The organism is Anaerotignum faecicola, from assembly GCF_003865035.1.
Lineage (GTDB): Bacteria > Bacillota > Clostridia > Lachnospirales > Anaerotignaceae > Anaerotignum_A > Anaerotignum_A faecicola.
In genome coordinates this window covers 26,895-46,552 of the sequence record NZ_BHVZ01000010.1, presented here as the reverse complement: position 1 = coordinate 46,552, position 19,658 = coordinate 26,895, and the positions used below count along the sequence as shown (strand labels likewise).

26 protein-coding genes are annotated in these 19,658 nt (G+C 50.2%); 3 read left to right on the top strand and 23 right to left on the bottom strand.

Annotated features, from left to right (window positions below):
* Position 1 precedes the first annotated feature (1 nt).
* The 3 genes from EJE48_RS09140 to sigG all read right to left on the bottom strand — a co-directional run bounded on the left by EJE48_RS09140 (position 2) and on the right by sigG (position 2,132).
* Positions 2-595 (bottom strand): DUF5662 family protein, encoded by a 594-nt coding sequence (locus EJE48_RS09140; protein ID WP_174707776.1) that lies wholly within the window; start codon positions 593-595, stop codon positions 2-4.
* Between the two features lie 71 nt (positions 596-666).
* A complete protein-coding gene (locus tag EJE48_RS09135; protein WP_118582382.1) occupies positions 667-1,209 on the bottom strand; it encodes a hydrolase in 543 nt (180 codons plus the stop codon).
* 146 nt (positions 1,210-1,355) lie between these two features.
* Complete coding sequence (sigG, locus tag EJE48_RS09130; RefSeq protein WP_118582385.1) at positions 1,356-2,132, bottom strand: RNA polymerase sporulation sigma factor SigG; 777 nt, start codon at positions 2,130-2,132, stop codon at positions 1,356-1,358.
* A gap of 154 nt (positions 2,133-2,286) precedes the next feature.
* Here sigG and EJE48_RS12280 point away from each other — a divergent pair, with 154 nt between their 5' ends.
* Positions 2,287-2,454 carry a hypothetical protein gene (locus tag EJE48_RS12280; protein WP_016408120.1) on the top strand — a complete coding sequence of 56 codons (168 nt, stop codon included), beginning with the start codon at positions 2,287-2,289 and terminating at the stop codon, positions 2,452-2,454.
* Positions 2,455-2,515: 61 nt separating this feature from the next.
* Here EJE48_RS12280 and sigE read toward each other — a convergent pair whose 3' ends face one another.
* From sigE to spoIIIAA, 20 genes are all read right to left on the bottom strand, one after another.
* Positions 2,516-3,244 carry an RNA polymerase sporulation sigma factor SigE gene (gene sigE, locus EJE48_RS09125; RefSeq protein WP_118582388.1) on the bottom strand — a complete coding sequence of 243 codons (729 nt, stop codon included), beginning with the start codon at positions 3,242-3,244 and terminating at the stop codon, positions 2,516-2,518.
* A complete protein-coding gene (locus tag EJE48_RS09120; protein ID WP_118582391.1) occupies positions 3,241-4,092 on the bottom strand; it encodes a sigma-E processing peptidase SpoIIGA in 852 nt (283 codons plus the stop codon). Before EJE48_RS09120 ends, sigE begins: the two co-directional genes overlap by 4 nt.
* Positions 4,093-4,417: 325 nt before the next feature.
* Positions 4,418-6,088 carry a DNA repair protein RecN gene (gene recN / locus EJE48_RS09115; RefSeq protein ID WP_160117344.1) on the bottom strand — a complete coding sequence of 557 codons (1,671 nt, stop codon included), beginning with the start codon at positions 6,086-6,088 and terminating at the stop codon, positions 4,418-4,420.
* 16 nt (positions 6,089-6,104) lie between these two features.
* Positions 6,105-6,560, bottom strand: coding sequence for an arginine repressor (gene argR, locus EJE48_RS09110; RefSeq protein ID WP_016408116.1), 456 nt, complete (start codon positions 6,558-6,560; stop codon positions 6,105-6,107).
* Positions 6,561-6,619: 59 nt separating this feature from the next.
* Entirely contained in the window at positions 6,620-7,468 is an 849-nt protein-coding gene (locus EJE48_RS09105; RefSeq protein ID WP_016408115.1) for an NAD(+)/NADH kinase, read from the bottom strand.
* Between the two features lie 10 nt (positions 7,469-7,478).
* A complete protein-coding gene (locus EJE48_RS09100; protein ID WP_118582397.1) occupies positions 7,479-8,309 on the bottom strand; it encodes a TlyA family RNA methyltransferase in 831 nt (276 codons plus the stop codon).
* A 2-nt stretch (positions 8,310-8,311) separates the two neighbouring features.
* The gene (gene dxs, locus EJE48_RS09095; protein WP_207667384.1) at positions 8,312-10,180 is read right to left on the bottom strand and encodes a 1-deoxy-D-xylulose-5-phosphate synthase; all 1,869 of its coding nucleotides are present in this window, start codon (positions 10,178-10,180) and stop codon (positions 8,312-8,314) included.
* 55 nt (positions 10,181-10,235) lie between these two features.
* The gene (locus tag EJE48_RS09090) at positions 10,236-11,123 is read right to left on the bottom strand and encodes a polyprenyl synthetase family protein (RefSeq protein ID WP_016408112.1); all 888 of its coding nucleotides are present in this window, start codon (positions 11,121-11,123) and stop codon (positions 10,236-10,238) included.
* The gene (gene xseB, locus EJE48_RS09085) at positions 11,120-11,356 is read right to left on the bottom strand and encodes an exodeoxyribonuclease VII small subunit (protein ID WP_016408111.1); all 237 of its coding nucleotides are present in this window, start codon (positions 11,354-11,356) and stop codon (positions 11,120-11,122) included. Before xseB ends, EJE48_RS09090 begins: the two co-directional genes overlap by 4 nt.
* Positions 11,331-12,566 (bottom strand): exodeoxyribonuclease VII large subunit, encoded by a 1,236-nt coding sequence (gene xseA, locus EJE48_RS09080; RefSeq protein ID WP_118582400.1) that lies wholly within the window; start codon positions 12,564-12,566, stop codon positions 11,331-11,333. Before xseA ends, xseB begins: the two co-directional genes overlap by 26 nt.
* Positions 12,563-12,961: a transcription antitermination factor NusB gene (nusB, locus tag EJE48_RS09075; protein ID WP_016408109.1), complete on the bottom strand. Its 399-nt coding sequence runs from the start codon at positions 12,959-12,961 to the stop codon at positions 12,563-12,565. The genes xseA and nusB overlap by 4 nt, the downstream gene beginning before the upstream one ends.
* A gap of 88 nt (positions 12,962-13,049) precedes the next feature.
* Positions 13,050-13,412, bottom strand: a complete 363-nt coding sequence (locus EJE48_RS09070; protein WP_016408108.1) for an Asp23/Gls24 family envelope stress response protein — start codon at positions 13,410-13,412, stop codon at positions 13,050-13,052.
* A 184-nt stretch (positions 13,413-13,596) separates the two neighbouring features.
* Complete coding sequence (locus EJE48_RS09065) at positions 13,597-14,208, bottom strand: SpoIIIAH-like family protein (RefSeq protein ID WP_118582403.1); 612 nt, start codon at positions 14,206-14,208, stop codon at positions 13,597-13,599.
* 24 nt (positions 14,209-14,232) lie between these two features.
* The gene (locus tag EJE48_RS09060) at positions 14,233-14,763 is read right to left on the bottom strand and encodes a hypothetical protein (protein WP_118582406.1); all 531 of its coding nucleotides are present in this window, start codon (positions 14,761-14,763) and stop codon (positions 14,233-14,235) included.
* Between the two features lie 4 nt (positions 14,764-14,767).
* Positions 14,768-15,019: a stage III sporulation protein AF gene (locus EJE48_RS09055; RefSeq protein WP_118582409.1), complete on the bottom strand. Its 252-nt coding sequence runs from the start codon at positions 15,017-15,019 to the stop codon at positions 14,768-14,770.
* Between the two features lie 2 nt (positions 15,020-15,021).
* Positions 15,022-16,143, bottom strand: a complete 1,122-nt coding sequence (locus tag EJE48_RS09050; protein ID WP_016408104.1) for a stage III sporulation protein AE — start codon at positions 16,141-16,143, stop codon at positions 15,022-15,024.
* Positions 16,144-16,154: 11 nt separating this feature from the next.
* Positions 16,155-16,538 carry a stage III sporulation protein AD gene (gene spoIIIAD, locus EJE48_RS09045; protein WP_016408103.1) on the bottom strand — a complete coding sequence of 128 codons (384 nt, stop codon included), beginning with the start codon at positions 16,536-16,538 and terminating at the stop codon, positions 16,155-16,157.
* A 12-nt stretch (positions 16,539-16,550) separates the two neighbouring features.
* Complete coding sequence (gene spoIIIAC, locus EJE48_RS09040; protein WP_016408102.1) at positions 16,551-16,745, bottom strand: stage III sporulation protein AC; 195 nt, start codon at positions 16,743-16,745, stop codon at positions 16,551-16,553.
* 11 nt (positions 16,746-16,756) lie between these two features.
* Positions 16,757-17,275 carry a stage III sporulation protein AB gene (locus EJE48_RS09035; RefSeq protein WP_118582412.1) on the bottom strand — a complete coding sequence of 173 codons (519 nt, stop codon included), beginning with the start codon at positions 17,273-17,275 and terminating at the stop codon, positions 16,757-16,759.
* Positions 17,272-18,231, bottom strand: a complete 960-nt coding sequence (spoIIIAA, locus tag EJE48_RS09030; RefSeq protein ID WP_016408100.1) for a stage III sporulation protein AA — start codon at positions 18,229-18,231, stop codon at positions 17,272-17,274. The genes EJE48_RS09035 and spoIIIAA overlap by 4 nt, the downstream gene beginning before the upstream one ends.
* 227 nt (positions 18,232-18,458) lie before the next feature.
* Here spoIIIAA and EJE48_RS09025 point away from each other — a divergent pair, with 227 nt between their 5' ends.
* Together EJE48_RS09025 and EJE48_RS09020 are read left to right on the top strand one after the other, a co-directional pair.
* Positions 18,459-18,920 (top strand): LytR/AlgR family response regulator transcription factor, encoded by a 462-nt coding sequence (locus EJE48_RS09025; protein WP_118582415.1) that lies wholly within the window; start codon positions 18,459-18,461, stop codon positions 18,918-18,920.
* 67 nt (positions 18,921-18,987) lie between these two features.
* On the top strand, positions 18,988-19,638 hold the full coding sequence (locus EJE48_RS09020; protein ID WP_016408098.1) for an SGNH/GDSL hydrolase family protein: 651 nt from the start codon (positions 18,988-18,990) through the stop codon (positions 19,636-19,638).
* Positions 19,639-19,658: the final 20 nt, after the last annotated feature.

The window sequence follows — 19,658 nt, the reverse complement described above, 5'->3', positions numbered from 1 at the left end:
CTCATTCACCTCGTTTGCCCTGCTTTTTTCCAAAGCATTTTTTCCATCGGCTGATTCTGTCCTTTTGTACCAGCTGTTTTGCATAAGCGAAGGTCTTTTTCTCCCCCTCCTCTGCCAGCATTTGCAGTAAGTGATTGAGCAAAGCAAGGCTTTCGGGGTGCATCACCGCCTGTACACGCTTGCTTTTCTGATGATACAGCCAGGGGCTTGCATCGGTATAGTCTTCCTTCTGATAAACCTTGCATGCTGCAATGCGATCCATGAACATTTCCACCACATACCGCAGGGGCATTTTCATCCCAATCAGAAGCGGCCCCTTGCTGCCGGGCATGGAATAATCAATCCAATATTCAAAATGATGCTTATTTCTGCCCTTATGATGCAGCCAGGAGGAGGAATAGCCCTTCTCCTCCTTCTCTGCATTATTGGGGCTGCAATCACCCTGAAAATATTTCGCACCGACCAAAAATTCTGTCAGACTGTATTTGCTCAAATCATGCGTCAGCCCCTGCCAGTAAAGCCCAACCCGGAAGCAGCTCTGCCGCACCAGCCTTCTATGGTATGTAATTGTCTGAAAATGTTCTTTTATGTGCATTCTTCTCATTCCTTCTTGAAAACCTACTCAAAAAAGAAACCCCAATTCTCAGGAATTGAGGCCTCCAATCATTATTTTGTCAGCTTTGAAATTGCTTTGAAATGGGGTGTGCCTGCCCCCTGTGTCATTTCATACAGCGCGCCCTCGCAGGTAGTTACGAATGCACCCTCCTGCACAGCTCTCTGGATTGCATACTCCTTATTGTATACCACTCTGGAGCCAACGCAGTCCGCCACAATAAATACACGATAGCCTTCACCAATCAAATCTATAATACTCTGCAGCACGCAGATATGTGCTTCCACGCCGCAAACCAAAATTGTCTTTTTGCCCTGTGCTTTTACCCATTCCACAAAGGCATCACAGCCCATTGCGGAAAAAGCTGTTTTTTCCATGGGTTCAAATGCGCCGATAGCTTCCTTCATCGCAGGAACAGTTTCGCCCAGTCCCTTTGTATACTGCTGTGTCACAGCCATAGGAACGCCAAATTCCTTCAACCCTGCCGCAAAAATAGCTGCCTTTGCAACAATTTCATCATGATCTGCAATGGCAGGCACCAGTTTTTCCTGAAAATCGATAATCAATGCCGCGGTATCTTCTGCTTTTATTTTCATATTTTTCCTCCTGATATTCAAAAAGCCTTCTTTCCTTCGGGTATCTAAAAATTCCCCTTTGCTTTTCATTTTATCCTATCAAAAGAAAATTGTCTACACCTTTTATAGGAATATTCGACTACCTTTTTTCGTTTTCCCATAATCCCTTACATAAACTTTCGCATGTGCTGCAAAGCAGATTTTTCCAGACGGGAAACCTGCGCCTGACTAATGCCGATTTCTGTGCTGACCTCTGTCTGTGTTTTGCCTTCAAAAAAGCGCAGATTTACGATTTTCTTTTCGCGCTCATTGAGGTGCTGCATGGCTTCGCTCAGAGAAAGATTTTCCAGCCAGAGCCTGTCACCGTTCTTTTCATCACTCACCTGATCCATCACAAAAAGCGTGTCGCCGCCGTCATGATAAATCGGCTCAAAAAGGGAAACCGGATCCTGAATGGCATCCATTGCCATCACGATATTTTCTCGGCTCATCCCCATTTCCTTCGCAATTTCCTCTATGCTCGGCTCCTTTTCCTGCTCTGCCATCAGCCGTTCCTTCACCTGTAACGCCTTATACGCCGTATCCCTGAGAGAACGCGACACCCGAATGGTGTTGTTATCCCTGAGATATCTGCGAATCTCCCCAATAATCATGGGGCAGAAATACGTTGACGGCATCACATCCATCTCAATATTAAAATTATCAATCGCCTTAATCAGCCCCACCACACCAATTTGAAACAAATCATCCATATTTTCATTGCGGTTTTCAAAGCGCTTGATAATACTAAGCACCAGCCGCAAATTCCCCTCTATCAGCTGCTGACGGGCAGCTTCGTCCCCTGCCTTGCATTTTATAAACAGCGCCTTTGCCTCTGTTCCTGTCAGAACGGGCAGGTTTGCCGTATTCACACCGCTGATTTCCACCTTTCCGTAATAAGCCAATCCTGTCACTCCATTCGTTCAAAGGTATATGAATACCTTCTCCCTTTGCGCACAAAAATATACGAAGCAAATCTCGCCAATCCTCGTATAAAATCACATTCTTTTTCGTATCCTAGCAAAAAAGCTGTTATAGCAATTGAAAGGAGTTTTCTTCATGCGTCTGACAGAAATCCATGACGGCATTCCCACAGCAGCCGCCCTGCGCGAAAGCACACGCATCCAGCGCCACGGCGGAAAAAATGGCAATCAGCAGTATATTGACCGTGGGTTTGGCAAGGCAAAAAATGTCGATTATGAACCGCTTCATTATCTGGATGTATAGCAAAAAACGGATGTCCTTCAACATCCGCTTTCGGTGCGTCCCAATCGGGCGCACCTTTTTCTTACATCATTTTGCTTATTTCCTTTTTCAGCCGCCGCATAATCTTTTTTTCCAGTCTGGAAATATAGGACTGCGAAATCCCCAGAATATCCGCCACCTCCTTCTGCGTTTTTTCCTCTGTTTCCGGCAGAATACCAAAGCGCATTTCTACAATCCGCCGCTCCCGTCCGCTCAGCTTCTGCATGGCATCCTGCAAAAGCTCTCGGTCAACCTTATTCTCAATATCCTTCGTGATGATATCGTTCTCCGTCCCCAGAATATCGGAAAGCAGCAGCTCATTTCCTTCCCAGTCCACATTTAGCGGCTCATCAATGGAAACCTCTGTTTTCGTCTTGCTGTTTCGTCTCAGATACATCAGAATTTCGTTTTCGATACAGCGTGAAGCATAGGTTGCCAGCTTAATTTTTTTATCCACCTTAAACGTATTGATTGCCTTAATCAGCCCAATCGTGCCAATGGAAATTAAATCCTCCACATTGATGCCCGTATTTTCAAACTTCCTTGCGATATAGACCACCAGACGCAGATTTCGCTCAATCAGAACAGCTTTTACCGTCACATCCTCCTCTCCGCCCAGCTGCTCCAGAAGCACCAGCTCCTCCTCCGGCTTGAGCGGCGGCGGAAATACATCGCTCCCCCCGATATAGAATACCCCTCCCTGCTTCTTTTCCCGTATCCAACGGTTCAGATGGTATTTTACAAGAAAAACTAAATATCTCCATTCCTTCATTCCGAATCCTCCTTCCATAAAGAGGGTGGCACAATGCCCTCATAACTGCCCGTAAACGCTTCCTCGGCAATCCCGACAAAAATATCCCGATGGCAGATGCTTTTTCCCCCGAAAAACAAAATCAGCTTCTCTGCCCGTATACCCCAGAGCCTGCCATCCGGGTTCCCCAGACTGCTGAACGCAAGCCATTCCAAGCCCTCTCTGCTCCCGGAAAGCAGCCGCACGCCCTCCTCTGCCGAAAACAGCGGCAAAACCGCCTGCATCTCCAGAATCGCAACCCCTCGGTCATCCGCCTGCTTCAGCCCGTTTCCCGTATCAATCAGCACGCGCACCTCGGCGCATCTGCCCTGCCGAAACACAGCAGCCGTGCAGAATTCACGTCTGCGGCAAATATGCGTCTCCATCCACCCTGCACCCAATTTCAGCAATACATACGCCAAAAGCACCGCCCATGGCAGCAGCCACCACGGATAAATCTGCTCTACGATAAGACCCTGCCCAAACAATCGCTGTGCCTGCGTAAAGGTAAACAAAAGCTGTGCGCCGCCGCCAAGCAGGAACGAAGAAAGCAGTGTTGTCCCTATCAGCCGCAAAAATATTTTTCCGCTTTTCGGTGTATAGGCAATGAAAACGCCGCCCGCCAGAAGCAAAAGCGAAAATAGCGCACCGCCGCTTCTTTGCAAAAAGAAAAGCCACGCGCAATCACACACCGCCGCAAAAAGACCGCCTAATGCAAATCGCCACCGCTTCCTTCGCAGGCCCAGAATCCGCCCTGCCATCCAGAGCAGAAAGGCATCCATCCCCCATGTCACCGGAAAAACGATATCTATGTAAATCTTCGGTTCCATTCCTTCCCTCCTTCTATGATTATAAAACGAAGGACCTGCGAAACCTGTCGTTTTTCCTGTGAAAAGCAGAAAAATCTCGACAAAAAAAGAACACACAATGCTGTCATCATGTGCTCAGTCTGTAGACAAAGTAATTTTGAGGTAGCGGAAGGGCTTGGGAAACAAATCCGTTTCCCAAATGGAATCCGCAGTCGGAATTCACTTCCGACGAGGAAAACAGCGAGTTTCAAGGCTTTTAAGCTGATGGAACTCGTCTGTTTATTCCTCTGCTTCAACAAGTCGAAATCCTGATTTCGACTTAGGGTGTCATCATGTGTTCTTCGTTTTATTTTTCCGCAAGCAGCTCTCTTGCCGCTGCCAGTGTGGTTTCCGTCACATCATTCATCAGTCTCGCCACCTCGCGCACCGCGCCTTCCTCGTCCAGTGCCGTCACGCGCGTCACGGTTTCTCCTGCGTCGCTTTCCTTTTCAATCAGAAAGTGATTATCCGCCATCGCGGCAATCTGGGGCAGATGCGTAATGCAGAGAAGCTGTCGTTTTCCGCCCAGAAAGCGCATTTTCTCGCCGACCCTTCTCGCCGTTCTGCCACTGACCCCTGTATCAATTTCATCAAAAATAAATGTCCCGATTTCATCCGCATCCACAAGCACCGTTTTCAGTGCAAGCATCACACGGCTCATTTCGCCGCCGGATGCAATCTTTGCCAAGGGCTTGAGCGGCTCCCCTGCATTGGCAGAAATCAGAAATTCCACCTTATCCTTGCCGTCTGCGCCCCAATCGGCTTTTTCTTCTATCTGAATATGAAACCGTGCATGCTTCATTTCCATGTCATGCAGTGCCGTTTCAATCTGCTCCTCCACCTGTTCGGCAGTCGCCCTTCTTCTTGCTGTCAGCGTTTCCGCAAGAGCAGACAGGCGCTTCTCCTCCGCTGCCTTCTTGGCAGAAAGTTCCGCCGCCTTTTCGCTGCTGTTGGAGAGAAATTCCAGCTCCTGTACGGCTTTTTCGTAAAATTCCAATACCGCCTCGATGCTGCCGCCATATTTTCGCTTCAATTTATAAAAAAGCTGCAAGCGCTCCTCAATGCGTTCCAGCTCCTCCGGATCAGCCTCTTGCTTTTCCGCCTCGCGCTTCAATTCCCGCGCGCAGTCCTCCACGGCAGCATAGCCATCCGCCAATGCATCCGCCAAGGGAGACAGAGCCGCATCATATTCCGCCGCTTCCTGTAATTTCGCAAGGGCATCCCCCAGCTGGTCGCAGGCAGAGGGCGCGCGGTCATCCCCGTCATACAGAAGTGTTACACTTTCGCCCGTCAGTCGTATCAGCCTTTCCATGCTGCTCAGGCGTTTTTTCTGCTCCAGAAGGGCATCCTCCTCGCCCTCCTGCAGCTCTGCCGCTTCGATTTCTTCCTTCTGAAACAGCAGCATATCCATCCGCTGTTCTCTTTGGCTTTCATCTCCAATCAGAATCGTAAGCTGCTTTTCTAAGTCCTTCAGCCTTTGCCGGCTGTTTTTGTATTCCTCCATTGCCTCACCAAAGCCTGCGCCGCAGAAGCGATCCAACAGGCGAATGTGCTTCACAGGATTCAAAAGAGACTGATGCTCATGCTGTCCATAAATATCAATCATATCCTCGGCAATCTCCTTCAGCATACCGACCGTCACCGTAGAGCCGTTGATACGGCAGACAGATTTTCCCGCTTCGCTGAGTGTGCGGGTAATCAGAAGCGTCCCGTCCTCCTCAGGGACAATGCCGTTTTCCGCAAGCTTTTCCGTAAGCGCCTGCGACTGTACGGAAAACAACGCCTCAACCGCCGCCTGCTTTTCGCCGTGGCGCAGAAAATCCTTCCCTGCTCTGCCGCCAAGGGCAAACTGCAAAGAATCAATAATCATGGATTTGCCGGCACCCGTTTCGCCCGTCAGAATATTCAGCCCATCTCCAAAGGAGATTTCGCTTTCCTTAATCAGCGCCACATTTCTGATGTGCAGATGTTCCAGCATAAAGCGTCCCCCCCCTTTAGGCACTATGGATGATGCGATACAGCTTTTCGATGATAACTGCCGCCTGATTATGTGTACGCACCACGCAGAAAACAGTATCATCCCCTGCAATCGTGCCAAGAATTTCGCTGTTCTGCATATTATCAAGCGCAACGGCAACCGCCATGCCCATACCATCCAGTGTTTTCACTACAATCATGTTCTGCGCATAGTCCATTTTCAGCACAGCCTCTTTGAATACGCGCGTTAGTCTCTCTGTCACTTCCGTATCATTGCCCGTAATCACGGCATATTTCTGCCGTCCCTTTTCTGTTGCGATTTTCGTCAGCTTCATTTCACGAATATCACGAGAAACCGTTGCCTGTGTCACCACAAAGCCTTCCTCACAAAGCCTCTGTGCCAGCTCGTCCTGCGTTTCAATGTCATAATTTTCAATCAATTCCAAAATTTTTGCATGTCTGGCGATCTTCATCGCACTACCCCTCCTTACTGTTTCAGAAAGATATCCAAAGGCTGCTTGTTCAGCCATTCTTATTTCAATTTATGCCGCAGTACATCGTAAAAGCTCTGCGGCTTTGTCTTAATAATCGTGGTGCAGACATCCGCACGACGAATTTGCACAACATTCTGCCCCGTCAACGTAAAGTTGTTCTGCCCGTCCGCACTGACCGTAAAGGGCGTGTCCTCTCTGCTTGGCTTCACCTCAACCGTAACCACATCATCCGCAGAAACCACAATGGGTCTGCTTGTCAGCGTGTGCGGTGAAATGGGTGTAATCGCAATAATCTGTGCATCCGCCTTCAATACGGGCCCCCCTGCGGAAAGGTTATATGCCGTTGAGCCTGTCGGCGTACAGATGATAACACCATCCGCAAGCAGGGTATCCACAAATTCATCATTTACAAAAACGTGAAACTCCAGAATTTTATATAAATCGCGCGTAATGCAGATATCATTCAAAGCAATAATGCCCTCCGTGCGTTCATCCCCCTTGGCAATGCCGCAGGTCAGCATCATGCGCTTTTCCAGTTTAAAATCGCCCTTCAGCACCTTATCAATCGCCGCTTCGGCATAATTCTTATCCTCTGCCGTCAGAAAGCCGAGCGTCCCCAGATTGATACCCAGAATCGGCTTTTCAAATTTCGCCGTTTTTCTGCCAATGCCAAGCAGTGTTCCATCACCGCCAAGCGAAATCAGCAGATCACTGTTCTGATACAGCTCCGTTTCCGTCTGCGCATACTGCGGCAGCTCCGCCAGTTCCGCCACCGCTTCGGAAAGGCGCGGCTGACAGCCCTTTTCCTCCAGATAACGCACCAGCCGCTTTGTCACCGCCAGTCCCTTATCCTTCTGTATATTCGGTAAAATTGCTACTTTTTTCATCTTCCGCACCTCATTTCTCGCCCGAAAGGATTTTATGCGATTGTGCAACAACGGTATCTACTCTCGCCTGCACCTCGTCCTCGTGCATGCCGCTCCGGCTCTTATCCAGATAAATGAGATACTCGATATTGCCTTCAGGCCCCTTAATCGGGGAGAAATCCAGACCGAGAATCCCAAGGCTCTGTGTGCGGACATACTCCACAATCATCTCGATGACCTCGCGATGCACGCTGCTGTCCCGAACAACGCCCTTCTTGCCGACCTTCTCCCGTCCGGCTTCAAACTGCGGCTTAATCAGACAGACCAGCTGCCCCTTTTCGCCCAGCACGCCAAGCACCGCAGGCAGTACCTTTGTCAGAGAAATAAAGGAAACATCAATCGATGCAAAATCCCCTTCATCCGGCACCTGCTCATGCGTCACATATCTTACGTTTGTTTTTTCCAGACAAACAACTCTTTCGTCATTTCTTAATTTCCACGCAAACTGACCGTAGCCAACATCAATGGCATAAACCTTGCTTGCACCGTTTTGCAGCATACAATCCGTAAAGCCTCCTGTCGATGCACCAATATCCAGACAAATTTTCCCATTCAGACGGATACCGAATACATCCATCGCCTTTTCCAGCTTATAGCCGCCGCGGCTGACATATTTCATCTGGTTGCCCTTTACCTCAAGCTTCGCTGTCACTGCCACCTTTGTGCCGGCCTTATCCTCCTTCTGTCCGTCAACGTATACATTCCCTGCCATGATATACGCCTTCGCCAGCTCCCTGGAGTTTGCCAAGCCCTGCTGCACCAGTAAAACGTCTAATCTTTCCTTTTCAACCTTTTCTGCCATGGTCATTCTCCCAATCTTTCCTTGATGCTGTTATAAATGCCCGCCGCATCCAGCCCATATCTTTCAAAAAGCTGTGCCTGCGTGCCCTGTTCGATATATTTATCGGGAAATGCCAGATTCAGCACATCCGTCTGTATCCCTGCATCCCCGTAGTATTCCAGTACCTTTGAGCCGAAGCCGCCCTTACGCAGATTATCCTCCACCGTCACAATATGGGCGCACGTTTCAGCAATCTCTTTCAGCAGCTCCGTATCCAGAGGGTTCAGAAAGCGCATATTCACAAGCACGGGGTGATACCCCTCCGCCTCTAATCGTTCTGCCGCCTCTGCCGCCGGCTTTAGCATGTGTCCCTCCGCCAGAACAGCAATATCCCTGCCCTTCTGAATGACCTCTGCCTTACCGTATGTAATCGGCTCCTTCTGCTCTGCAAAAGCGGTTTCCGCCGTTCCTCTCGGATAGCGCACCGCAATCGGGCCGTTCCATTCATTCACCGCAAAATCAAGCATTTCCTCCAATTCCCATGCGTTTTTTGGCGAAAGCACCGTCATATTGGGGATGTGGCTGAGAAAGGAGATATCGAAAACGCCCTGATGGGTTTCTCCGTCTGCCCCGACAATCCCTGCACGGTCTATCGCAAATACAACATGCAGCTTCTGCATACACACATCATGCACGATCTGGTCATACGCCCTTTGCAGGAAGGAGGAATACACCGCAAACACAGGTGTTACGCCGCCCTTTGCCAGACCCGCCGCAAAGGTTGTGCCGTGCTGCTCCGCAATGGCAACATCAAAAAAGCGTTTCGGGAAGGCTCTCTGAAATTTCTCAAAGCCTGTGCCGCCGCTCATTGCTGCCGTAATCCCTGCGACCTTCGGATTCTTCTTCCCGATTTCCACCATTTTATCCCCGAAAACAGAGGACCAGCTTCTGCCGCCCTTGGAAAGCGGCTGTCCTGTTTTCAAATCAAACGCACCTACGCCATGATACGCCCAGGGACGCTCCTCTGCGTAGGGATAGCCCTTGCCTTTAATCGTTTTCACATGAATCAGCACAGGGCGGTTCATTTCCTTCACATTTTCAAACAGTTCAATCAGATCCGGCAAATCATGTCCATCCACAGGGCCGATATATTTAAGCCCAAGCTGTTCAAACAATGCACCGCCTGTTAAGAGCATTTTCGCCCCGTCACGCACGTTTTTCAGCACCTGATAGGTTCCTTCACCAATCACAGGCACATTATCTCGGAACTGCTTGACCGCCTCCTTCCAGCCACGGTATTGATAGCTTGTCCGCAGGCTGTTCAGATGGCGGCTGATGGCGCCCACATTCGTATCAATAGACATCTGGTTATCATTCAGAATGACAATCATTCTGGTATGCTCCTTGCCGACATTGTTCAGTGCCTCATACGCGAGTCCACCCGTCATGGAGCCGTCCCCGATAACCGCAATGACGTGCTCCTTTCCGCCCGTCAGGTCTCTTGCCTTCGCAAGCCCGAACGCCGCTGAAATGGAAGTGGAGCTGTGTCCTGCCGCAAAGGCATCGCAGTCGCTTTCCGTCGGCTTGGGAAAGCCGCTCAGTCCATCTAGCTGCCGCAGATGGTCGAAGCCCTCTTTTCTGCCCGTCAGCATCTTATGAATATACGCCTGATGTCCAACGTCCCAGACAATTTTATCCTCCGGCAGATGAAAGCAGTATTCCAGTGCTACGGTCAGCTCCACAATGCCCAGATTGGACGCAAGATGTCCTCCTGTTTTGGATACCTTCTGCAAAAGGAACCGCCGCAGCTCTTTGCAAAGCTGCTTTAACTCTTTTTCGTTTAAATTCTTTATATCTTCAGTGGAATGGATATGCTTTAAAATACCGTCCACAGTTTCACCAACTCTCTATTCTCACAACCTCAAAAAATCTCTCGGAAGGATCTTCTTAAAATGTTCTGGTTGTAAGATATTTTGTCAACTCTAATAAAAATGCACAGCCCTCGCCCTGCTCCTCCCAGATGGAAACAGCCTCGGCGGAAAGCCTTGCCGCAATCTCTCTTGATTTTTCAATCCCAAACAGCGTCACATACGTTGTTTTCTGATTTTTTTCATCACTGTGGATGGGCTTGCCCAATTCCTCCAGTGTACTTGTCACATCCAGAATATCATCCAGAATCTGGAATGCAATGCCGATTTTTTCGCCTGCCAGTGCAAATGCCGCAACTGTTTTTTCATCCGCACCGCCGCAGATTGCCCCTGCCTGCAGTGCGCCGCGAATCATTGCCGCCGTTTTATGCAGGTGGATAAAATCAAGCGTTTCGATATCCAGAGGCTTCCCCTCCATGAAAACATCCACCACCTGCCCAACAAGCATCCCTTCCACACCTGCGCCGTGTGCAATCGCTTTCATGGCACCTGTTGTCTGCGGTGTAGGGTTTTTCACGCAAGCATCCGCCATCGTTTCCATGGCATGATGCAACAGACCATCCCCTGCCAGAATCGCCATATCCTCGCCAAAAACCTTATGGTTCGTCAGTCTCCCCCTGCGGTAATCATCGTTATCCATCGCAGGCAGGTCATCATGAATCAGCGAATAGGTATGAATCATTTCCAAGGCGCACGCAAAGGGAAGTGCATCCTCCTTTTTGCCGCCGACTGCCTCGCATGCCGCCAGAACCATCATCGGGCGCAGACGCTTGCCCCCTGCCAGAAGGCTGTAGCGCATTGCTTCAAAAATCACAGGCGGAAAGTCCTTCTGTTCAGGCACTGCCTGCTCCAACGCCTGTTCAATATAGGCACAGCGTTCCTTCATTTCCTGCTTCAAATCCATCATTCTTCCACCTCCGCCTGAAACGGCTCCTCCTGCCAAAGCCCTGCTTCTTTTCTCAGCAGAACGATTTCTCCCTCCGCCGCAGAAAGCTTTTCTCTGCAAAGTGCCGCAAGAGTCAGCCCCTCTTTATACAACGAAACAGCCGTCTCCAGGGAGACCTCCTCCTGTTCCAGCTGTTCTACAATTTCCTCTAAGCGTTCCATTGCTTCATCAAAGGTTTGTTTCTTTCTCGCCATCGGCAAATACCGCCTTTCCTGTCACCTCTGCCTGCAAAATGCCGTCCTTCATGCGAATCCGTACCGCCTGCCCGATTGCCGCCGCCTGCGCCGTTGTAAGCGGCGTACCTCTCTCATCCATCAGCATGGCATAGCCGCGGTTCATCACAGAAAACGGCGAAACCGCCGCCAGCCTGCCCTCTGCCGCCAGAAGTCCTCGGCTGAGCCGCTGCAGCTGTCCTGCCGTTTCTTTATACAGAAGCCGTTCCTGCTCCGCAAGCATGCGCTCCTTTTTCTGCATCAATTCCAACGGACGCTTCAGCACAGGGCGTTCCTTCAGAAATTCCAGTCTCCGCTTAGATACCGTCAGGATTGCCTGCAAATTCCGTTCCAATCGTTCCGCCAGCGCCCTTGCATCCTCCTTTTTGTCCGCAAGCCTTGTGGTTGCAAGCTCTGCCGCCGCAGATGGGGTCGGCGCACGCAAATCCGAAACAAAATCGGCAATCGTAAAATCCGTTTCATGCCCGACAGCAGAAATCACAGGCAGCTCCGAAGCAAAAATGGCTCTTGCCACGCTTTCCTCGTTAAACGCCCACAAATCCTCCATCGAGCCGCCGCCGCGCCCCAGAATAATCACGTCTGCCTTGCCCCAGCTGTTCGCAAGTTTCAGACTTCTGACAATATCCGCCGCAGCCGCTTCTCCCTGCACCAGTGTCGGGAATATGGCAAGCTTCACTCTCGGGTCGCGTCTTTTTGCAATCTGGATAATATCGCGCACCGCCGCCCCCGTCGGGGAGGTAATTACCGCAATACAGCCGATATTTTCGGGAATCTCCCGCTTATAGTCCGCATCAAAAAGTCCCTCCGCTGCAAGCTTTTCCTTCATCTGCTCAAAGGCAAGCTGCAGGGCACCCATGCCGACCGGCTCCAGAAATTCGCCGTACAGCTGATACTGCCCCGTCCTTTCGTACAGAGAAACATGCCCGTATAAAATCACCTGCATCCCGTTTTCGGGCAGAAAGGGCACCTGTGCCGCATCCTGCTGAAACATCACGCAGGCAATCGCTCCCTGTGCGTCCTTGAGGGTAAAATACCAATGCCCGCTCGAATGTGCCTTGAAATTGGAAATCTCCCCCTGCACCAGAAGGCTGTTCAGTATAAAATCATTTTCCAGCAGATTTTTGATATAGCGGTTAATCTGCCCAACCGAGAACACCTTCGGCTCTATCATTTGATTACTTTGCCCAGTACGCCGTTGATAAAGGCAGGTGCTTCATCAGAGCTGAAGCGTTTTGCAAGCTCCACCGCCTCATTGATGGCAACGCCGATGGGGGTTTCCCCGTATTTCATTTCATACACTGCCAGACGCAGAATCGCCAAATCCACCTTGTTCATCCGCGCAGGATCCCATCCGTTTGCACTTGCTGTAATCATTTCGTCAATTTCCGCCATGTGGGCATGTACGCCCTCCACCTCGGAAAGAATAAATTCCTTATCTTCTTCCTCTACAGGCTCTTCCTTTTCCGCAAAGAAAAGCTCCTTCACCTGCTCAAATTCCTCCGCTTCGCTGAAATCCATCTGGAACAGCAGATAAAACGCATTTCTTCTCGCACCTCTACGGCTCATAGTATCCCTCCATTATTTCTCCAACCAACGGCACACTTAAAAATAAGCAAGGGCCTCAGATAGCCATGAGACCCACCGTTTTTCACGATTATTCTTCTTCCTCTGCCTTTGCTTCCGTTTCCTTCACAATGCCGCAGATGCTTACATTCACTGCCGCAACCGTAAGTCCTGTCATGGTTTCCACTGTGGTTTTCACCTTTTCCTGTACTTCCTTGGCAGCGTTCTGCACCTTTGTGCCGAAATTTACGATAATATCCATATCCAGAACGGCTTCATCCGCATCCTTTGTGATTTTCGCGCATTTGGTATGACCCTTCTTGCCAAACAGCTCCACAAAGCCCTTGCCGCCGCCGGCAACTACGCCTTCCACCTCCAGTGCAGCTGTTGTAGCAATCACGCCGACAACCTCATCTGCAATCTGAATCTGACCGTTTGTTTTATTTTCAGACATGTGTAATCCCTCCTGTTATTTCTATCTCCTGTTTTTGCAAAACAATATATTCACGCATAATTATGATATGAGTATAACAGATATTCGCCTATTTTGCAACGAATTATGCACCATTTTATGCATAAAAAAGAAGGCAGTATTCGGATTTTATTCCCACTGCCTTCATCTGATTTTCTGTAATTTCTTACTTTTGCAATGTATTGATGCGGATTTTATCGGCAGACATCCCTGTTTTTCTTTGCACGATATCCTCAATCTGTGCAACATCCTTATCCGTCAGCTTCACCGCATCCACCACCACATCCACCGTTTCGTTATCCATGCGGACATACGCCTGTTTGAACCCCTTGGATTGGATCATTGCCTCTGCGGCACTTTCCTTTTCCATCCGTTCCTGCAATAGCAGCATGCTTTCGGTGCATTTTGCCTTCTGCTCCTCGGTAATGTTTTCGTTATTGAGCATTTCCGTCAAAATATCCTTTTCCTTCGCGCGAGACTGCTCTCGGTTCAGCTTTGCCTCCGCAAAATAAGCAGAGTCATTCCCATTCGCCGAAACATAAACCGCCGCACCGTCGCCTGTGGTTTCCGCCGTAATCGGATCCAGCTCCGTTTCGTCCGTATCATCCGGCAGAGCGGAATAATCCACCAACGCCGTCACATCCCCTTCCTCGGTCAGCTGCAATGCCGTCTGCTTTCCTTCGGAAGAGCGACTTTCCTGAAAATTCAGATAGCCTGCCGCCGCAATCATCACCGCCAGTGCCGTAACCACAACCTGATTCCTTTTGATGACAAACATACCTTTTCCCCCTCTGCAAAAATTCTATTTCATCTGCAAAACTGCAATTTTATGCGCAGGCACATTGCAAAGTGCCTCTGCCGCCTGATGCAGTGCCGCCTGCACCGTGGCATCTCCGCCGCCCTCCGCAACAATAACCACCCCTTCAATCACAGGGGCATTTTCCGAAAGGATGAACGGCGCAGTATTGCCGCCCTTTTCCTCGGTCAGCACCGCCTTCTGCTCCACGCGGAATTTTCCGTCCCTCTCCGATTCCTCCCGTACCTCATCCTGTGCAATGGTGCGTTCCTCCGTTCTGCAATAGGTCAGCATGACATCCACCGCACCTGCTCCCTGCACCTTGGAAAGAATTTCCGCCATACGCGTTTCTGTCTCTCGCTCCGCCACATCGGAAGCCGTCTGCGTTTCCGCCTGTGCAGGCGTTTCCTTTTCTCCGCCGAAAAAGCTCTTCCCCATTGCCAGAAGCAGCACCCCTGCCAGAAGTGCCAGAAAAATATTGCTCCGCAGCTTTTTGTTTTCGGGGCGAAATAACCCCTTCCACAAATTCTTTTGCATCCTCTCACCCTTCTTCTCTGTATCCGTTGTATGTATCCGACCATTCCTGCTCTATCCTCGTCAGGGGCAAATCTCCCGTTTCCGCCGCATGAAACAGCCCAAGCAACGGACGCAGCACCGCCGTCAGCACCAGAATCCCCAGCACCAGCTCCGTATAACGGCGATATTTCCCCTCCGGCAGAAGCAGTCCCACCAGAGCAGAGAAAACAGCTAACGCAGTTATGGTTTTAATATATGCCGCAAATGCCGCCATCATGCCTACAAGCCCCCCAACAAAAGCAATGCCGAAAAGAAAAACATCCCTTCGCCCAGAAAAACAATCCCCAGCAGAAGTCCTATGTATTCCCCTGCCGCCGCAATGCACTCTACTAAGCGTTCCTCGCAGATAAATTCCGCCGCAGCCGCCGTCAGCCGAAACACAAGCAGGATCACAAGCAGCTTGATGAGCAATGGCAGACAAAGCAGGAGCAGAAGCACTACTGCTGCAACCAGTGTGCCGCTTTTGAGCGTTCCTGCCATAGCCGCTGCCGTTTCCACCGCGCCGCCCATCACACCCCCGACCACCGGCACCGCCCCGACTGCGATTTTCGCTGTTTTCGCCGCCAGACCGTTCAGCGCACCGCCGCCGATTTTCTGCAGGGAAAGCAGGAGCATAAAAAGCATTGCCGCCCCCTTCATCCCCCAGGAAATGCACTGCCGCAGCAGCTCCGCAAATTTCCCCAGAATCGGTTTTTCGGAAATATGATCCGTCATCTCCAAGGCAATCGAAAGCTGAATCGCAGGAATCAGCACATAGCTGATGCCAACGGAAAGTGCCGTCGCGCCGCCCATCAGCGTCGGCCCCATCAGAGCCCCCTGCGTCAGATTCCCCGATGAAGCGGAAAGCACCAGAAAAATGGGCACCATCGCCCCAAACACCCCACATAGTCCTCGCATCCGCTCCACAACAGACTGTGAAATGCTGTAAAACGAGGTCAGAATCGCCACAATCAATACCATGTAGCAAACATAAAATCCCATTTCGCCCACATTTTTCCCTTGAAAGGAATCACTGCACTGCTTCAGAATTGCACTCAGAATGACAATCAGCACCAGCTGTGCCAAAAGCCTGCCCTGCATGCGCAGCTCTCCGAATGTCAATTCCAGAGCCTTCTCCTTGATATTTGCGAATGTAAAATCAAATTCCCCCGAAAGGATTTCCGCAAGCAAATCGGAAAAGCTGACCCCTGCGTCCATTTCCTCCGTCGCCGCATCCACAGCATCCGTATCCAGCCCTTCCGTTTCGCCTTCTATGCAGATTGCATCCGCCGTTTCCTCTGCGAATGTCGTCCTTGGCAGAAGGGAAAGCAGCAAAATCAGAAGCAACCCCCATTTCTTCATCCTGCCCCCTCCTATACCAAGCCCATGACCAGTTCCAGCAGTCCAATCAGCACAGGAGCCGCCGCCGTCATCATGAGAATCTTTCCTGCCAGTTCAATTTTTGCCGCAACCGTTCCCTCTCCCGCATCCGCGCAAAGCTGTGCGCCGAACTGCGTCAGATATGCAATGCCGATCACCTTCAGCACCACTGCGAAGTAGCCGTCCCCGACCCCCGCCGTTTCTGCCGTTTCTCGCAGCAAGCCGATGAGCCTTCCCAGCGGCACACAGATTATTCCGAAAATCAGAATCCCCGTCACAGCGGCAAGAAGCATCGCAAGCTGCGGATTTTCCTTTTTCAGCAGAACGGCAAATATCGTCCCCACCAGACCAATGGCGATGATTTTACCAATTTCCATCCGACCGCCTCCTCAAAGCTGAAATAAGGTCTGCACCGTATCAAACAGCTGGCTGATGTATTGAATCACCCAAAACAGCACCACAACCAACCCTGCCAGCGTGGTCAGCATCGCCTGTTCTTCTCTGCCTGCACGCATCAGTACCTGATGCAACACTGCCACCAGAATCCCGACCGCCGCAATCCGAAACACAATATTGATTTCCATTTTCTCCCCCCTCACAGCAGTGTTACAATAATGAGCAATCCCGAAAGTCCGCCGATGCCGTAGTAAAGTCTGCCGTTTTTCTCCAATCGTTTTCTGCCCTGCGCCAATGCCTCCTCCAGATACCGCAACAGCAGACAAATGCTCCCCTCCTGCTGCGCCTTATCCAGATAGCCGAGGGTTTTCCCGAAGGAAAGCACCATATCCAAATCCTCCGCCGTCAGGAAAATCTGATTCCGCTTCTTCGACCATGCCTCTGTCCAGATTTCCTCCGCAGAAGCCCTTTCCCTCTCTGCCATGACTGCCGCCGCCTGCGCGAAAATCTCGCCAATCACGCCCTCCGCCTTCCAGCTGATGCTTTCCAGAACCTCTGTCAGAGGAGCGGAAAGGTAGGCAATCTGGCTTTGCAGAAGCAGGATTGCACGTTCCAGCTCTGCCAGCTCCTGCAAACGATATTTCTCCTTTGCCGCAAAATATGCCCCGAACCAGAGCGTCGCACCAAGCACAAGCACACTGCCGAGCAAACGCATCATGCTTCCTCCTCCTTTTTCATCGTCATTTCTTCTTCCGCAATCATTTTCCCCTCCCTGTCGCACAGCCCCTCTATGGTGCCTGTGCCGTTTCGGTTGGAAAGAAAAAGATACCGTTCAAATATTTTTCTGCGGACAAGCGCACGCAGCTGCGGTCTTGTTTCAATGTCGGCAAAGTCCCGCCCATGTGCCGTCGCAATCAGCTTCACCCCTGCGTTTAAAACCTCCTCCACCGCGGCAACATCCTCACGCCTGCCCAGCTCATCCACAGCGATGATATCAGGAGACATGCTTCGCAGTAAAAGCGTCATCCCCTTCGCCTTCGGGCAGCCCTCCAGAATATCCGTACAGGGGCCAACATCCATCTGCGGCATGCCGTCTCTGAGCGGCGCAATTTCTCCGCGCTCATCCACCACGCCGACCGTTTTTCCTCTCTCACTCAGACAACGGATGAGATCGCGCAAAAGCGTTGTTTTTCCGCATCCCGGCGGTGAAACAAGCAGGGTATGGCAAAGCGTATTCTTTTCCAACAGAAGCGGCAGAAGCGTTTCTCCCCACCCCTTCCTTTCTCTCGCAATGCGGATATTTAAGGCATTGATTTGCCGCAGCGTGCGGATTTCGCCGTTTTCCAGAACCGCCTTGCCGCAGAAGCCGACTCTGTGTCCGCCCTCTATGGTAAGATAGCCCTGTCGCAGCTCTTCCTCAAAGGCATAGAGAGAATAGCCGCTCAGAAGCGAAACGGTTTCACGCAGATCCGCCATGGAAATGCGCATCCCCTTTTCATCCGCCGCAGGCAGAAACACCCCCTCCTTCCCCAGAGAAAACAGTCGATTCTCTCTTTTTAAAAGCAAGGGCTGTCCGCTGCGCAGGCGAATTTCCTGCAAATCGTGCAGATCCTTCTCCGCAAGCACCTCCCGTATTTTTCTCGGCAATGCACGCCAAACTGCCTCTGTCTGCATTGGCTCGTCCTCCCTTCTTTTCTCATCCTATGCGGAAAAGGTGAAAAAATACCTGCGATGGCATTATTTCACAGAGCGCGAATTTTGTAGTATTCTTTTTATAATTTTTATGTACGAAAACATTTACAAGAAATTACATTTTATGTTAAAATTTAAGAAAATTCCCTTGGTGTAATTTTAAATATAAGTCTAATTTCATAAGTTTTACCACGAAAGAGGAGATAATTATGTGCAAAAATTCAATCCATACGACAGGAGCAGCCGCTTCTGCTGTAAATGAACTTTGTACTGACAGGGGTTCCGTTTGTGTCACAAATAGCGAATCCACACATGATGAACCCCTTTATTGCCGCATCAGTACGCAAAAAGCAATCTATAAAATTCCGTATCAGGATATTCTTTTTATCGAAAGTGAGCAAAAAAAATCTGTCATCCATCTGTTGAAAAAAACCATCTGTGTTTCGGTTCCGTTATATCGTATTCTGGAAGTGCTGCCCAAGGAAACCTTTGTGCAGACACATCGCTCCTTTATTGTCAATCTGAAAAATGCATCCTCCATCGATAAATCTCAAAATCCTTGGACGATTTCTTTTTTCGGTTCGGAGCAGCTTGCCTTCGTCGGGCGTTCCTTCAAGGATAACATCATGCAGATTATCCGCCCCACGTTGGATCTTCATACAGGCAAATGACAGCCTTGCTTTGATTGACATTCTCCTGCTTTCTCTTTAGAATAGAGAAAAAAAGGAGGTCTGCCCCATGAAAGAATTTCGTTTGGTTGCCTTTGGCGACAGCTTAACATACGGCTATGGTGTTTTGTCCCATATTGCATATCCCTTCCGCTTGGCAAGGGAGCTGCCGGAGAAAAATCCGCAGCTTCGTTGGAAGGTATACAATCGCGGCATCAACGGAGAAACCACCAGAGAAGCGAAAGAACGGCTGGAAAGTCAGGTGCTTTGGTTAAAGCCGCATCTTACTGTAATTCTGCTGGGTTCCAATGACAGTGCCCTCAACGAAGGGCAATATCGTACACCTTGGGAATATGAACACAATATGATGTTCATTCTGGAACGCCTTCTGGCAGAAAAGCACGGAGATTCTGCTTTCCATAGCGGTGTCTGTCTGCCCGTTCTGGTTACGCCGCCGCCCGTGGTGGATACGGATTTCTACCCCTTCACCACAACCGACCGCATTGAAAAATATGGGGAAATCGTCAAAAAGCTGGCAAAGGGCTATCATTGTCCCGTCATTGATGTATATCAGGCATTTCTGGACATTAAGGAAGCACAAGGCTTCGAAGCGTATGATGCACTGTTTCAGTTCGATGGCGTGCATTGGAGCAACGCAGGCTATGATGTGTTCTATGCCCTTCTGGAAAAGGAAATTCTGGCTTTGACAGAAAATTTCTGAAATCCGGATCAAAAAAAGCC

Bases quoted from the DNA above. Each gene is read 5' to 3' on its own strand.
- EJE48_RS09140 (WP_174707776.1), bottom strand. From the start codon at position 595: ATGCACATAAAAGAACATTTTCAGACAATTACATACCATAGAAGGCTG.
- EJE48_RS09135 (WP_118582382.1), bottom strand. From the start codon at position 1,209: ATGAAAATAAAAGCAGAAGATACCGCGGCATTGATTATCGATTTTCAG.
- EJE48_RS12280 (WP_016408120.1), top strand. From the start codon at position 2,287: ATGCGTCTGACAGAAATCCATGACGGCATTCCCACAGCAGCCGCCCTG.
- sigE (WP_118582388.1), bottom strand. From the start codon at position 3,244: ATGAAGGAATGGAGATATTTAGTTTTTCTTGTAAAATACCATCTGAAC.
- EJE48_RS09120 (WP_118582391.1), bottom strand. From the start codon at position 4,092: ATGGAACCGAAGATTTACATAGATATCGTTTTTCCGGTGACATGGGGG.
- recN (WP_160117344.1), bottom strand. From the start codon at position 6,088: ATGCTGGAACATCTGCACATCAGAAATGTGGCGCTGATTAAGGAAAGC.
- argR (WP_016408116.1), bottom strand. From the start codon at position 6,560: ATGAAGATCGCCAGACATGCAAAAATTTTGGAATTGATTGAAAATTAT.
- EJE48_RS09105 (WP_016408115.1), bottom strand. From the start codon at position 7,468: ATGAAAAAAGTAGCAATTTTACCGAATATACAGAAGGATAAGGGACTG.
- EJE48_RS09100 (WP_118582397.1), bottom strand. From the start codon at position 8,309: ATGGCAGAAAAGGTTGAAAAGGAAAGATTAGACGTTTTACTGGTGCAG.
- EJE48_RS09090 (WP_016408112.1), bottom strand. From the start codon at position 11,123: ATGATGGATTTGAAGCAGGAAATGAAGGAACGCTGTGCCTATATTGAA.
- xseB (WP_016408111.1), bottom strand. From the start codon at position 11,356: ATGGCGAGAAAGAAACAAACCTTTGATGAAGCAATGGAACGCTTAGAG.
- xseA (WP_118582400.1), bottom strand. From the start codon at position 12,566: ATGATAGAGCCGAAGGTGTTCTCGGTTGGGCAGATTAACCGCTATATC.
- nusB (WP_016408109.1), bottom strand. From the start codon at position 12,961: ATGAGCCGTAGAGGTGCGAGAAGAAATGCGTTTTATCTGCTGTTCCAG.
- EJE48_RS09070 (WP_016408108.1), bottom strand. From the start codon at position 13,412: ATGTCTGAAAATAAAACAAACGGTCAGATTCAGATTGCAGATGAGGTT.
- EJE48_RS09065 (WP_118582403.1), bottom strand. From the start codon at position 14,208: ATGTTTGTCATCAAAAGGAATCAGGTTGTGGTTACGGCACTGGCGGTG.
- EJE48_RS09060 (WP_118582406.1), bottom strand. From the start codon at position 14,763: ATGCAAAAGAATTTGTGGAAGGGGTTATTTCGCCCCGAAAACAAAAAG.
- EJE48_RS09055 (WP_118582409.1), bottom strand. From the start codon at position 15,019: ATGATGGCGGCATTTGCGGCATATATTAAAACCATAACTGCGTTAGCT.
- EJE48_RS09050 (WP_016408104.1), bottom strand. From the start codon at position 16,143: ATGAAGAAATGGGGGTTGCTTCTGATTTTGCTGCTTTCCCTTCTGCCA.
- spoIIIAD (WP_016408103.1), bottom strand. From the start codon at position 16,538: ATGGAAATTGGTAAAATCATCGCCATTGGTCTGGTGGGGACGATATTT.
- spoIIIAC (WP_016408102.1), bottom strand. From the start codon at position 16,745: ATGGAAATCAATATTGTGTTTCGGATTGCGGCGGTCGGGATTCTGGTG.
- EJE48_RS09035 (WP_118582412.1), bottom strand. From the start codon at position 17,275: ATGATGCGTTTGCTCGGCAGTGTGCTTGTGCTTGGTGCGACGCTCTGG.
- spoIIIAA (WP_016408100.1), bottom strand. From the start codon at position 18,231: ATGCAGACAGAGGCAGTTTGGCGTGCATTGCCGAGAAAAATACGGGAG.
- EJE48_RS09025 (WP_118582415.1), top strand. From the start codon at position 18,459: ATGTGCAAAAATTCAATCCATACGACAGGAGCAGCCGCTTCTGCTGTA.
- EJE48_RS09020 (WP_016408098.1), top strand. From the start codon at position 18,988: ATGAAAGAATTTCGTTTGGTTGCCTTTGGCGACAGCTTAACATACGGC.